We start from the raw sequence: 13,192 nt of genomic DNA on the forward strand, positions 1-13,192 counted from the left end.
GCTGTTCCGGGGCGCGAGGCCTACAGGAACGAGTTGACCTCGATGGTCTCGGTGCGGCCGGGGCCGACGCCGATCGCGGAGATCGGGGCGCCCGACATCTCCTCCAGGGCCTTCACGTACGCCTGCGCGTTCTTCGGCAGGTCGGCGAAGGTCTTGGCCTTGGTGATGTCCTCGGACCAGCCCGGCAGGTACTCGTAGACCGGCTTCGCGTGGTGGAAGTCGGACTGCGAGTACGGGAGCTCCTCGACGCGCTTGCCGTCGATCTCGTAGGCGACGCAGACCGGGATCTGCTCCCAGCCCGTGAGCACGTCCAGCTTGGTGAGGAAGAAGTCCGTCAGGCCGTTCACACGGGTCGCGTAGCGGGCGATGACCGCGTCGAACCAGCCGCAGCGGCGGTCACGGCCGGTGGTGACACCGCGCTCGCCGCCGATGCGGCGCAGCGCCTCGCCGTCCTCGTCGAACAGCTCGGTCGGGAACGGGCCCGCGCCGACACGGGTCGTGTACGCCTTGAGGATGCCGATGACGCGGCTGATCTTCGTCGGGCCGACGCCCGCACCCGTGCAGGCGCCGCCCGCGGTCGGGTTCGACGACGTCACGAAGGGATACGTGCCGTGGTCGATGTCGAGCAGCGTGCCCTGGCCGCCCTCGAAGAGGACGACCTTGTCGTCGTCGAGCGCCTTGTTCAGGATCAGGGTGGTGTCGGCGACGTAGCCCTTGATCTGCTCCGCGTAGCCGAGCAGCTCCTCGACGACCTGCTCCGCCTCGATGGCGCGCCGGTTGAAGACCTTGGTGAGGAGCTGGTTCTTGCCCTCGAGCGCCGCTTCGACCTTCTGGGTGAGGATCGACTCGTCGTAGAGGTCCTGGACGCGGATGCCGACGCGGTTGATCTTGTCCGCGTACGTCGGGCCGATGCCGCGGCCGGTGGTGCCGATCTTGCGCTTGCCGAGGAAGCGCTCCGTCACCTTGTCGACGGTCACGTTGTACGGCGTGATGATGTGCGCGTTGCCGCTGAGCAGCAGCTTCGACGTGTCGACGCCGCGCTCGTTCAGTCCACTCAGCTCGGAGAGCAGGACCGACGGGTCGACGACGACACCGTTTCCGATGACCGGCGTGCACTCCGGCGAGAGGATTCCGGAAGGGAGGAGGTGGAGCGCATACTTCTGGTCGCCTACGACGACCGTGTGACCGGCGTTGTTGCCGCCCTGGTAGCGCACCACATAGTCCACGGATCCACCGAGCAGGTCGGTGGCCTTTCCCTTGCCTTCGTCACCCCACTGAGCACCGAGCAGCACAAGTGCGGGCACAGGCGTACACCCCTTCCGGGCGGGGCAAGACCAAGGTCAGGGGCCGTAGCCGCCTGTATGGGTGTGCCTTGGTGTGCCCCGGAATAGACGAAGCCCCTGGCGCAATAGCGCAAGGGGCTCTTGCACCAAGATGCTACCCGAGGAAGCGAGGCAGGACCGAGGTGGCGGCTTTTGACCAGCTACTGGTGGTCGTCGATCCGGTCGCCCGGCGTGCGGACGGCGAGTCGGTACGCATCGCGAAGGACGTGCTCGGCGCCGGTGCGACGGTGAAGGTGTGTCTGCCGGACGGGCCGGAGGAATTCGCGAAGGCGCTGGTCAGAAGGGGTTCCCGGCGGCCTGTGGTGATCGGGGACGACCGGGCGCTGCTGCGCGCGGTGGCGCTGCTGCACCGCGAGCGCGAGCTGACGGGTGCCGTTCTCTCGCTCGTCCCGGTCGGGACGGGTGTCTCGCTGGCGCGCTCCCTGGGCGTGCCGACCGGGGCGGTGGCGGCGGCGCGGGCGGCCCTGGAGGGCGTCGAGCGGCGGCTCGATCTGCTCGTCGACGACTCCGACGGGGTGGTTCTCGGGAATCTGCGGATCCCGCCGGTGGCGCACCCGGAGGCGCTGGACTCCCATCCCGCGCACCCCTGGCTGCGTACCTGCCAGTCCCTCGTCCGCACACTGGCGGCGCGCCCGCCGCGCGCGACGGCGCCCGCCCCGGGTCCGCAGCGGCTGCGGGTCGAGGCGGACGGAGTGACGCTGGTCGATCTGGACCGTCCGGTCGAGGGCGTGAGCGTGGCCCCCGACGCGGCGGGCCGGGCCAGGGTCGAGGTCAGGCCGTCCTCGGTGGGGGCGGAGGCGGGGCCCTTGCGGGTCCTCGCGCACACGGTGACGGTGTCGGGCCCGGACTTCCGCTACCGCGCGGACCAGGTGGTGGCCGGCCCCGTACGCACCCGCACGTGGACGGTGCGGGCGGGTGCGTGGGGGCTGACCCTGCCCGGGTGACGCCGGTCGGTCAGCTCGACAGGTCCCGGCGGCGCAGGCCCGTCAGGCCCGCCGCGACGAGGACCACCGCGATCGCCGTCAGCGTCAGGACCGGGGTCCAGGCCATCTCGCCGCCCGGCAGCTTCGGCAGATGGCCGAACGGGGAGAGGTTCATGACCGACTGCGGGAGCTCGAACGCCGGGCCGATCCAGCCGATCAGGAGCGCGATGCCCGCGACGGCCCAGGCCGCCACCGCCGCCCGCGGGAACACCCCGAACAGCAGCACCGCGAGGCCCCCGATGACCCAGATCGCGGCGAGCTGCGTGAGGCAGGCTCCCAGGACGGGGCCGAAGCTCTTCCCGTAGCCGATCCCGAGGCCGAGGCCGCCGATCACCATGATCAGCGCGGCCCCGCCGAACGCGATGACCAGATGGCCCGCCGCCCACCGCAGCCGGCCGACCGCCGCCGCGAGGACCGGCTCGGCGCGCTGCGACGTCTCCTCGCCGCTGAGGCGGAGGACCGACGACACGATGTAGAGCGCGGCGACCATGCCGAGCATGCCGACCATCGTGGCGAGGAACGCGTCCGTGACGCCGGACTGGCCGCCCATCCGCTCGATGATGTCGCGCGTCTTCTCGTTGTCGCCGACAAGATCGGCCGCGCCCTGCGTCATCCCGCCGAACGCGATGCCGGCGACGAGGAACCCGGCGCTCCACCCGAACACGGTGCCGCGCTGGAGCCGCCAGGCGAGCGCGCCCGCCGTGCCGAGCCGGCCCTCGGCGGGTCCGGGGCGGCTCGGCAGGAAGCTCATCCCGATGTCGCGCCGCCCCGCGAGGCCGTACGCGACCACACCCTGGGCGGCGACGCCCGCCACGAACAGGAGCAGCACCCACCAGCGCTCGTCCGCGAACGCCCGCGTGTTCTCCAGCCATCCGAGCGGCGACAGCCAGGTCAGGACCGAAGAGCCTCCCCCGGAGCCGAAGGCCCGGGGGGACCCCGAGGTCCCCGCGTCCCCGGCCGCGCGCAGGACGAACGCCAGGCCGAGCACCGCCGACGTGAGGCCCTTGGCGAGGCGCGCGCTCTCCGTGAGCTGCGCGACGATCGCCGCCATCGTGGCGAACACCATGCCGGTCCCGGCGACCGCGCACCCCAGCGCCAGTGCGCCGCCGTTCCCTTGGGAGGCGAGGCCGCCCGCGATGAGCAGGGCGGTGGCCGCGTTGGCGACAAGCGCCGCGAGCAGGGCGGCGGTCAGCGGGGCGCGCCGCCCCACCATCGCCGACGACACCAGCTCCTGCCGCCCGCTCTCCTCCTCGTCACGGGTGTGCCGTACGACGACGAGCAGGCTCATGACGGCCGCGAACAGCCCGCCGTAGACCCCGATGCGCCACGCGGTGAGTCCGCCGATCGAGTCGGCGAAGACCGGCCCGTACAGGGCGCGCATCGAGCTGTTCGTGGCCATCGACTGCGCGATGTCGGCGCGCTCGGCGGCGGTGCTGTACACGCTCTTCAGCGAGCCCGGCATCGACAGGACCATCATGAGGATGACGGCGACCCAGACGGGGATCATGACGCGGTCGCGGCGCAGCGCGAGCCTCAACAGGGTCCCCGTGCCCGCGAGTTGGCGCGCTCCGGCGGCGCGGGGGGCGAACCGCGTGTCGGCCACGGCGGCGGTCATCGCGACATCGCCCCTTCGGCGGAGGCACCGGCGGCGCCGGCCCCGTCCGCGCCATCGCCTTGGTAGTGCCGCAGGAACAGCTCCTCCAGCGTGGGCGGGGTGCTGGCGAGCGACCGTACGCCGGAGCCGGTGAGCGAGCGGAGCACCGCGTCGAGCTTGTCGCTGTCGACCTGGAGCTTGACGCGCAGGCCCTGGACGTCCAGGTCGTGCACGCCGGGGAGCTGGGCGAGTCCGTTGGGCGCGGAGGCCAGTTCGGCGGTGACGCTGGTGCGGGTCAGGTGCCGCAGCTCGCTGAGCGAGCCGGTCTCGACCGTACGGCCCTTGCGGATGATGCTGATCCGGTCGCAGAGCGACTCGACCTCGCTGAGGATGTGCGACGACAGCAGCACGGTCTGGCCCCGCTCGCGGGCGGACTCCTTGACGTACTCCTGGAAGACCTCCTCCATCAGCGGGTCGAGGCCGGAGGTCGGCTCGTCGAGGATGAGGACGTCGACGTCGGACGCGAACGCGGCGACCAGGGCGACCTTCTGCCGGTTTCCCTTGGAGTAGGTGCGGCCCTTCTTGGTCGGGTCGAGTTCGAACCGCTCGATCAGGTCCGCCCGGCGCGCCTTGTCGAGGCCTCCGTGCAGCCGCCCGTAGAGGTCGATCACCTCGCCGCCGCTGAGGTTGCGCCAGAGCGTGACGTCGCCCGGCACGTACGCGACCTTGCGGTGCAGGGCGACGGCATCGGCCCAGGGGTCGCCGCCGAGCAGCTGCACCGCACCGGAGTCGGCGCGCAGCAGGCCGAGCAGGACGCGGATGGTGGTGGACTTCCCGGCGCCGTTGGGGCCGAGGAAGCCGTGCACCTCGCCGGCCTCGACGTCCAGGTCGAGGCCGTCCAGAGCGTGCGTCTTGCCGAACGACTTGTGCAGTCCGGAGACGGTCATTGCCTTCGTCATGTTTCAGAACGTACGCTACTTTCACAAACTTGTGAAGTTAAGGAAGCGTATAAACTTGAGGCCGCACGTCACCCAGGGGAGATGATCGGGACATGAGCGCGACGAAGGACGGCGACGGCGCCACCGGGGCGGACCAGGACGGCGCCGAGGCGGCGGTGTCACGCTTCGTGGAGCGGTTCGCCGCGGAGATGACCGAGGCCGGGATGCAGCGGATGGCCGCCCGCGTCTTCGCCTCGCTGCTCGCCTCCGACGAGAGCGCGCTGACCTCCGCCGAGCTCTCCGAACGACTGCAGATCAGCCCGGCGGCGGTGTCCGGGGCCGTGCGCTATCTGACGCAGGCGGGCATGGTCGGCCGCGAGCGGGAGCCCGGCTCGCGCCGCGACCGCTACCGGCTCCACAACGACCTGTGGTTCGAGACGTTCACCCGCCGCGACCAGCTCCTCGCGCGCTGGGAGAGGGTCCTGCGCGACGGGGTGGAATCACTGGGCCCGGACAGCCCCGCGGGCCTGCGCATCGCCGAGACGGCGGCGTTCATGGAGTTCCTGGACAGCGAGCTGAAGGGCCTGATGAAGCGGTGGCACGCACACCGCGAGACGCTCGACCTCGGCCCCCGGAGCTGACGGCCCTCCCTGTACGCCGACCGCGGCTGCACGCCGACCGCCTACGCGGGCCTGACCAGCCGCGCCTCGTACGCGAAGACCGCCGCCTGGGTGCGGTCCCGCAGGCCCAGCTTCACGAGGACCCGGCTGACGTGGGTCTTGATGGTCGATTCGGCGACGACGAGCCGTTCGGCGATCTCCGCGTTCGACAGGCCCTGGGCGATCAGGACCAGCACCTCCGTCTCACGCTCCGTCAGCTCGCCGAACGCCCCCGGGTTCGCCACCGCCGGCAGCTTGGGGATCTCGGAGAGCTTGGAGAACTCCGTGATCAGGCGGCGGGTGACCGAGGGGGCGAGGAGCGCCTCGCCCTCGGCCACCACCCGTACGCCGTCGGCCAGTTGGCGGGCCGAGGCGTCCTTGAGGAGGAAGCCGGAGGCGCCCGCGCGCAGCGCCTGGTAGACGTACTCGTCGAGGTCGAAGGTGGTCAGGACGAGCACCTTCGCGCTGCGGTCCATGGCGGCGATCTCGCGGGTGGCCTCGATGCCGTTCAGCTCCGGCATGCGGATGTCCATGAGGACGACGTCCGGGGAGAGTTCCCGGACCCGGGCGATGGCCTCGCGGCCGTTGACAGCCTCGCCGACGACCTCGATGTCGGGCATCGCGTTGAGCAGCACCGAGAAGCCCTCACGGACCATCATCTGGTCGTCGGCGATCAGTACGCGGATGGTCATGCGGAATCCCCCGGCCGGTCCGGCGCCGTCGTCGGCTGCGGCGCGGGCTCCGGCTCCGGTGACGCCACCGGCACGAACGCCGCCACCTCGTAGCCGCCGTCCGCCGTCGGGCCCGCCGTCATCTCGCCGCTGAGCATCGCGATGCGCTCCCGCATGCCGGTGATCCCGTGGCCCGCGCCCGGCGAGGGCTTGACCAGGCCGGTCGGCGGGCCGTTCACGATGCGCAGGCCGAGCCCTCCGAGGACGTACGCCACCTCGACGCGCGCCTCGGCGCCGGGCGCGTGCCGCAGCGCGTTGCTCAGCGCCTCCTGCACGATGCGGTACGCCGACAGCTCGACACCCTGCGGCAGGTCGCGGACCGCGCCGGTGACCGTCTGCCCGACCCGGAGCCCGGCCTCCCCGACGTTCTCCAGGAGCCGGCCGAGGTCGGCGAGCGTGGGCTGCGGGGCGTCGGGCGCCTCGTAATCCTCGGCCCGTACGACGCCCAGGACCCGGCGCAGCTCGGTGAGCGCCGCCACCGCGTTCTCGCGGATCGTGACGAACGCCTGCTCCAGCTCAGGGGGCGGGTTCTCCACGCGGTACGGCGCGGCCTCCGCCTGGATCGCGACGACCGACATGTGGTGCGCCACCACGTCGTGCAGCTCGCGCGCGATGTTCGTGCGCTCCTCCAGGAGCGTGCGCCTGTCCCGCTCCACGGCCGTGACCTGGCGCTGCGCGGTCATCTCCACCTTCGCCTCGCGCCTGACGTGCACCGTCGTGGTGACGAGGAGGGCGAGCGCGGAGACGAAGAGCATCGGTCCGGTGTCCGAGTCCAGGCTGTACCAGAGGACCGACGCGAAGAAGCCGAAGGCGGCCGTGCCCGCCCACATCCAGGCCGCCGTGCGGGGCCGGGTCCTGGCCGCGACCACGGTCATCACGACGACGTGCGCGAAGAACCCGGCGGGCGCCCACGGGGCGCCGAATCCGTCCCCTCCCATGATCGCGACGAACGGCGTCGACACGAGGGATATCCACCACGCCCCGACCGGCCTGAGCAGCGTCATCGCCACGGCGAGCGCCGGGACGAACCCCGCCAGCGCGTGCATCACGTCGCCACCCATCGAGTCGCCGACGGCGAGGGCGATCAGCAGCGTGAACAGGGCGGCGCCCAGGACCACTGCGTGCGGCGTCCACACCGCGTAGCGGCGCACCCGCTCCGGCAGCCGCCCGAGCAGCGGGCCGTCCGGCGACCACGGCGGCAGCGGACGGTAGGCGAAGGGATCCTTGAACAGGTCCTGCCGCAGGCCGCTCAGCGCGCCGGCGGCGAGACGGTACTCGGGGCTGTGGCTCTTGGCCGCCCCCGTGGGCATCGTCCGGGTCTGGGTCTCGGTCACGTACAGCACCGTAAGCGGGGGCCCGCCCCGAACGCGTCCCACGGGAGGAGGGTTCTGGGCCCTCCGTCGCAGGTACTACACGCGCCCGTCGGAGCCGGGCGCCGTCACCACGCCAGCTGGGCGATCTCCTCCGCCACCACGGCGCACGCGTCCGCGGCGGGGTCGATCAGCGGGAAGTGGCCGACGTCCTCCAGGAGCGTGAGCCCCACGACCTCGCCGGCCTTCGCCGCCGCGTCCGCGTAGGCCTCCGCGACCGCGTACGGCACCGTCGTGTCCGCCCGTCCCTGCACCAGCGTCGTCGCGATGCCCGTGGGAAGCAGCGCGGCCGGGTCGGCGTACGGCAGGCGCTTCTCGAACACGGCCTTGCCGCCCAGGAACTGGGCGGGTGCGCCGGAGCAGACGTCGAGGTCGCGGGCCGTCACGAAGTCGGCGATCGGGGCGAGCGCGACGACGCCGCGCAGCGGTGCGGGGGCGGCGGTGCGCCAGGGCGCGTCCTCGGGCAGCAGATGCCGCGCGGCGGCCCACAGAGCGAGCTGCCCGCCGGCCGAGTGCCCCGCGACGACGGTGCGCCGCGGGTCGCCCTGCGGCAGCGCGTCCCGTACGAGGCCGGGGAGGGCGTCGAGGGCGGCGGCGATGTCGTCGAACGTCTCCGGCCAGCGCCCCGCCACCGGCGCGGTACCGCCCTGCTGGGGCAGTGAACTGCCGCGCCGGTACTCGACGTTGGCGACCGCGAAGCCGCGCCGCGCGAGGAAGTCGGCGAAAGGCGTGAGGTGCTGCCGGTCGTAGGGCGCGCGCCACGCGCCGCCGTGCAGGAGCACCACCAGGGGCGCGGATTCCGCGCCGTCGCGGGGCGCGTAGAAGTCGATGACCTGGTCCGGGTGAGCCCCGTACGCGGCGGTGACGTCTGGCGGGACCGCGGGGTGCGAGAAGGCCGATGCCTCTTCGGCCTCGTCGCGGGCGGCGGCGTCGTCCGGCATGCTCCAACCTCTCAGCGTCACGGCGGAATTGGAAAGTATGCGGACGCTACCAGGCCGGTCACGTGGGCGGACACACACCGTAACCGGATAAACGGTTCCCCTGTGCCGTTACCCTGGGCCGTATGCCCGAACAAGCAGAGCACGGGACCTCACCCTCGGAACCCGGCACCGTGCAGGCGGAACCCGGCACCGTGCAGGCGGAGCCCGGCACGGTCCGTCCCGGCGGGCGCACGGCGCGGGTGCGCGCCGCCGTCCTCGACGCCGCCGGTGACGTGCTCGCCGAACAGGGCTTCGCCCATCTCGACCTGGCGGACGTCGCGCGGCGCGCGGAGGTCGGCAAGACGACGGTGTACCGGCGCTGGGGCTCGGTCACGGGGCTCGTCGCCGATCTGCTCGCCGACATGGCCGAGCAGTCGCTGCCGCGCACCGACACCGGAACCCTGCGCGGCGACCTGCGGGCCAACGCCCGCCTGGTGCGCCACACCCTGGCCGACCCCCGCCAGGGCGCCCTGTTCCGGGCCGTCATCGCCGCCGCGACCTGCGACGAGAAGACGTCGGCGGCGCTGCGCCGCTTCTACGAGGTACGGGTCGCCGAGTGGGCTCCGTGCGTGGAACAGGCCGTGCGGCGCGGCGAGTTGAGGACCGGCACGGACGCGGCGGCCGTCGTGCGGGCCGTGTCCGCACCCCTGTACTACCAGCTCCTGACGGCCGGATCCGCGCCGACCGAAGCCGACGCGGACCAGGCCGCCGACGCCGCCGTCGCGGCGGCGGAAGCGGGCGTCTACTCCGCCGCGGCCGCCAGCTGATCCGCGAGGACGCGCGCGGCCCGCTCCACCTCGGCGAACCCGAGATACAGCGGGGTGAAGCCGAACCGGAGCACGTCGGGCGCGCGGTAGTCACCGACCACACCCACCGCGATCAGCCGCTCCATGACGGCCCCGGCGTCGTCGGCGCGCAGCGCCACCTGGCTGCCGCGCTCGGCGTGCGCCTCCGGCGTCACCGACTCGACCCGCCCCGCGGGCACATACGCCTCGACGCACTCCAGGAAGAAGTCCGTCAGCGCGAGCGACTTGGCGCGCACCGCGTCGACCGACACCCCGTCCCAGACGTCGAGCGCCGCCTCCAGGGCGAGCATGGACAGGATGTCGGGGGTACCGACCCTGCCCCGCACCGCCCCGTCCCCGGCCTCGTACGAGGGCCGCATACCGAACGGCTCGGCGTGCGAGTTCCACCCCGGCAGCGGTGAGTCGAAACGGCTCTGCAGATCACTGCGCACATACAGGTACGCGGGTGAACCCGGGCCGCCGTTCAGGTACTTGTAGGTGCAGCCGACCGCGAGGTCGACCCCGTGCCGGTCGAGCCCGACCGGCAGCGCGCCCGCGCTGTGGCACAGGTCCCAGACGGACACGGCGCCCGCCGCGCGCACCGCCGCGGTCAGCGCGGGCAGGTCGTGCAGACGGCCCGTGCGGTAGTCGACGTGGTTGAGGAGCACCGCGGCCGTACGGTCGCCGAGCGCGCCCGGGACCTCCGCCGGAGTCAGCGGACGCAGCGTGCAGCCCGTCATCCGGGCGGCGGACTCGGCGATGTACCCGTCCGTCGGGAACGTCGTCGCGTCGACGAGGATCTCGTCGCGCCCCTCACCGGCCAGGCGCACCGCGCCGACCAGCGCCTTGAACACATTGACGCTGGTCGAGTCGCCGACGACGATCTGTCCCCCGGCGGCTCCGACGAGGGGCGCGATCCGGTCGCCGATCCGCTCCGGCGCCGTCCACCAGCCCGACTCGGTCCAGGAACGGATGCGCAGCTCGCCCCACTGCCGGCGCACGACGTCCTCGACGCGCCCCGGCACATGCGCGGGGAGCGCGCCGAGCGAGTTGCCGTCGAGGTACACAGTGTCGCCGGTGTCGTCCAGGACGAACCGCTCGCGCACCTTGCCCAGCTCGTCGGCGGTGTCCAGCTCCAGCGCCTTACCGGCAAGCGCAGTGATGTCAGACATGGGACCTCGCTGTCCACAGCTCGGGGAACACGTTCTTCTGCGCGCGCTTCTCCAGCCAGGCCACGCCCGCGGAGCCGCCCGTGCCCGTCTTGGCGCCCATCGCCCTGCGGGTCGCCACCAGATGGTCGTTGCGCCATCGCCACACCAGCTCGGCGACATCGGTGAGGGCCTCGCCGAGGCGGGCGAGCTCGTCGCCCTCGTCACCGGCGTACAGCGCGGTCCACACGGCCTCCACCTCGGGGGACGGCTCGTACTTCTGCGCCACGTCCCGCTTGAGCACGGCCTCGGGGACGGCGTGGCCGCGGCGGGCGAGCAGCCGCAGCACCTCGTCGTACAGGCTCGGCTCCTGAAGGGCCTTCTCCAGCTCCGCGTACACGCGCGGCGCGCCCCGGTGCGGGACGAGCATGGAGGCGGACTTCTCGCCGAGCAGGAACTCCATGCGCCGGTACATCGCCGACTGGAAGCCGGAGCCCTCGCCGAGAGCGGCCCGGTAGGAGTTGAACTGCGCGGGGGTCAGCTGGCCGAGCGGGCGCCACGACGCGTTCAGCGCGTCCAGCTCGCGCACGGAGCGCTTCAGGGCGGCCACCGCGGTCGGCACGTCGTCGCCGCGCAGGGCCCGCGACGCGGTCTCCCACTCGTGGACGATGACCGTGAACCACAGCTCCATCACCTGGGTCGTGACCAGGAAGACCATCTCTCCGGGGTCGTCGGAGCGGGTGTGCTGGAGGTGGGTGAGGACATCGGCCTGGACGTAGTCCTCGTAGGGGGTGGTTCCCGCAAAGTCGAGATACGGCGTCTCTGGCTCGTTCGACTCGTGAGCCTCGTGGGACATCGCTGTCTCCTTGAACGTACTCCGGGTAGCGGTCCGCCCCTGCCGAATTCCGGCACGGGGGCCCCGGTCCCCACGGGCATCCTCCGCAATCGTCCCCCGAAACGGCAAGGCCCGCCCGGTCACATCGTCACGGGCGGGCCTGGCACAAGCGCGGGAGGCTAGCCCAGGGTCTGGGCCGCGGCGGGCGAGGAGTCCTTGAGGAACTGCGCGCAGCGCTCGTACTCCGCCTGCTCGCCGATGGACTGCGCGGCGCGGGCGAGGGCGTGCAGAGCGCGCAGGAAGCCGCGGTTCGGCTCGTGCTCCCACGGCACCGGGCCGTGGCCCTTCCAGCCCGCGCGGCGCAGGGAGTCCAGGCCTCGGTGGTAGCCGGTGCGGGCGTACGCGTACGACTCGACGACGCTGCCGCGCTCGTACGCCTCGTCGGCGAGACGCGCCCAGGCGAGGGAGGAGGTCGGGTACTTCGCGGCGACATCGGCGGGCGCCGTGCCGCTCGCGAGCAGCTCGCGCGGCTCCGGGTCGTCGGGCAGCTCGGTCGGGGGCGGTCCCCCGAGAAGGTTCTCGTGAAGGCTCATGGGTTCCAGTCTGCGCCATGACCGGCGGTGCGTTCCATGCCGGTGATCGCGAGCCTGCCCAGCGCCCGCACCAGCGCGTCCGCGCCCGCCTCGGCCTTGGCACGCGGGCAGCCGACGTTCAGGCGGACGAATCCGGGCGCCCCGTAGGTGGTGCCCGGCATGATCGCCACGCGCTCCCGCTCGACGAGCTCCCGCTGGAGCGCGTCGTCGTCGACGCCGAGAGGACGCAGATCGATCCAGGCGAGATAGCCGGCCTGCGGCGGCCGCCACCCGAGCCCGGGGAACGCTGCCTCCAGCCGCTCCGCGAGCATCTCCAGGTTCCCGTGCGTGTACTCCCGCACGCCGTCCAGCCACGCCCCGCCCTCGCGGTACGCGGCGATGTGCGCGGTCAGCGACAGGACGGCCGGCGAGGCGAGGCCCTCCGCGGTGTCCATGCGCCGCACGAACTCGGCGTGGTCGTCCGGATCGCCGACGAATCCGTAACTCCCGCTCAGCGCGGGGAAGTTGAAGGCTTTCGCGCCGGAGGTGACGAGCGCCCAGCGCAGGCCATCGCCGTACGGCGTCCACGGGCGGTGGACATGGCCGCTGTGCGTGAGGTCGGCGTGGATCTCGTCGCTGATGACGGCGACGTCGTGGCGCCGGGCGAGGTCCGCGATCCGGGTCAGCTCGGCGTCCGTCCACACCTTGCCCGTGGGGTTGTGCGGCGAGCACAGGATCAGGACCCGGCTGTCGGGCCGCGCCAGCTCCCGCTCCAGACCCGCCCAGTCGTCGACACCGGCGGTGCGCATCTCGCGGCCGAGCCCGGTGACCGCCTTGCGGAAGCCGTCGTACGTGGGGGTGTGCAGGACGACGCCGTCGCCGGGCCGCGTCCACATGCGCAGGAGCTGGGCCATCTGGTTGAGCACGGACGGGGCGTACACGAGCCCGTCCACGTCCACCTCGGTGCCGTACCGGGTCGCGAACCAGTCGCGCACGGCGCCGCGGAAGTCGTCGTGCCGCCAGTCCGTGTACCCGAACACGCCGTGCGCGAGCCGGGACCCGAGCGCCGCGAGGACCTCGGGCGCGCAGGCGAAGTCCATGTCGGAGATGGTGAACGGCAGCAGATCGGGCACCGCGAACCGGTCCGCGACCCCGTCCCACTGGACGCACCACGTGCCGCGCCGGTCGACCGGGGTGTCGAAGTCGTAGCGCACAGTCATCTCCCTCGGGGTACACCGGAGGCCCGGCACCCCG

Annotated in this window: 13 protein-coding genes; 3 read left to right on the forward strand and 10 right to left on the reverse strand. The window is 72.7% G+C overall.

Annotated elements, in window-relative coordinates:
- Positions 1–20: 20 nt before the first annotated feature.
- Complete coding sequence (locus tag ACZ67T_RS08935; protein ID WP_356276546.1) at positions 21–1,304, reverse strand: adenylosuccinate synthase; 1,284 nt, start codon at positions 1,302–1,304, stop codon at positions 21–23.
- A gap of 161 nt (positions 1,305–1,465) precedes the next feature.
- Here ACZ67T_RS08935 and ACZ67T_RS08940 point away from each other — a divergent pair, with 161 nt between their 5' ends.
- Complete coding sequence (locus ACZ67T_RS08940) at positions 1,466–2,287, forward strand: diacylglycerol kinase family protein (RefSeq protein WP_469982614.1); 822 nt, start codon at positions 1,466–1,468, stop codon at positions 2,285–2,287.
- Between the two features lie 10 nt (positions 2,288–2,297).
- On the opposite strand, the gene ACZ67T_RS08945 is transcribed toward ACZ67T_RS08940, so the two are convergent.
- Together ACZ67T_RS08945 and ACZ67T_RS08950 are read right to left on the reverse strand one after the other, a co-directional pair.
- Positions 2,298–3,941: an ABC transporter permease gene (locus ACZ67T_RS08945; protein WP_469982616.1), complete on the reverse strand. Its 1,644-nt coding sequence runs from the start codon at positions 3,939–3,941 to the stop codon at positions 2,298–2,300.
- Complete coding sequence (locus ACZ67T_RS08950) at positions 3,938–4,879, reverse strand: ABC transporter ATP-binding protein (protein WP_469982618.1); 942 nt, start codon at positions 4,877–4,879, stop codon at positions 3,938–3,940. The genes ACZ67T_RS08945 and ACZ67T_RS08950 overlap by 4 nt, the downstream gene beginning before the upstream one ends.
- A gap of 92 nt (positions 4,880–4,971) precedes the next feature.
- Here ACZ67T_RS08950 and ACZ67T_RS08955 point away from each other — a divergent pair, with 92 nt between their 5' ends.
- Positions 4,972–5,499 (forward strand): GbsR/MarR family transcriptional regulator, encoded by a 528-nt coding sequence (locus ACZ67T_RS08955; RefSeq protein ID WP_469982620.1) that lies wholly within the window; start codon positions 4,972–4,974, stop codon positions 5,497–5,499.
- A 41-nt stretch (positions 5,500–5,540) separates the two neighbouring features.
- Here ACZ67T_RS08955 and ACZ67T_RS08960 read toward each other — a convergent pair whose 3' ends face one another.
- The 3 genes from ACZ67T_RS08960 to ACZ67T_RS08970 form a co-directional block, all read right to left on the reverse strand.
- Positions 5,541–6,209 (reverse strand): response regulator, encoded by a 669-nt coding sequence (locus ACZ67T_RS08960; RefSeq protein WP_469982622.1) that lies wholly within the window; start codon positions 6,207–6,209, stop codon positions 5,541–5,543.
- Positions 6,206–7,582, reverse strand: a complete 1,377-nt coding sequence (locus ACZ67T_RS08965) for a sensor histidine kinase (protein WP_469982624.1) — start codon at positions 7,580–7,582, stop codon at positions 6,206–6,208. The genes ACZ67T_RS08960 and ACZ67T_RS08965 overlap by 4 nt, the downstream gene beginning before the upstream one ends.
- A gap of 104 nt (positions 7,583–7,686) precedes the next feature.
- On the reverse strand, positions 7,687–8,559 hold the full coding sequence (locus tag ACZ67T_RS08970; protein WP_469982625.1) for an alpha/beta hydrolase: 873 nt from the start codon (positions 8,557–8,559) through the stop codon (positions 7,687–7,689).
- A 191-nt stretch (positions 8,560–8,750) separates the two neighbouring features.
- On the opposite strand from ACZ67T_RS08970, the gene ACZ67T_RS08975 reads away from it, so the two are divergent.
- Positions 8,751–9,365, forward strand: coding sequence for a TetR/AcrR family transcriptional regulator (locus ACZ67T_RS08975; protein ID WP_469983086.1), 615 nt, complete (start codon positions 8,751–8,753; stop codon positions 9,363–9,365).
- Here ACZ67T_RS08975 and kynU read toward each other — a convergent pair.
- The 4 genes from kynU to ACZ67T_RS08995 form a co-directional block, all read right to left on the reverse strand.
- Complete coding sequence (kynU, locus tag ACZ67T_RS08980; RefSeq protein ID WP_469982627.1) at positions 9,341–10,555, reverse strand: kynureninase; 1,215 nt, start codon at positions 10,553–10,555, stop codon at positions 9,341–9,343. The two genes, ACZ67T_RS08975 and kynU, sit on opposite strands and share 25 nt — an antisense overlap.
- A complete protein-coding gene (locus tag ACZ67T_RS08985) occupies positions 10,548–11,387 on the reverse strand; it encodes a tryptophan 2,3-dioxygenase family protein (protein ID WP_469982628.1) in 840 nt (279 codons plus the stop codon). Before ACZ67T_RS08985 ends, kynU begins: the two co-directional genes overlap by 8 nt.
- A 158-nt stretch (positions 11,388–11,545) precedes the next feature.
- Positions 11,546–11,959 (reverse strand): DUF3151 domain-containing protein, encoded by a 414-nt coding sequence (locus tag ACZ67T_RS08990; RefSeq protein WP_100596404.1) that lies wholly within the window; start codon positions 11,957–11,959, stop codon positions 11,546–11,548.
- Positions 11,956–13,158, reverse strand: a complete 1,203-nt coding sequence (locus ACZ67T_RS08995) for a MalY/PatB family protein (RefSeq protein ID WP_469982630.1) — start codon at positions 13,156–13,158, stop codon at positions 11,956–11,958. Before ACZ67T_RS08995 ends, ACZ67T_RS08990 begins: the two co-directional genes overlap by 4 nt.
- Positions 13,159–13,192: the final 34 nt, after the last annotated feature.

The sequence above is a fragment of the Streptomyces sp. NPDC107517 genome (assembly GCF_055582645.1).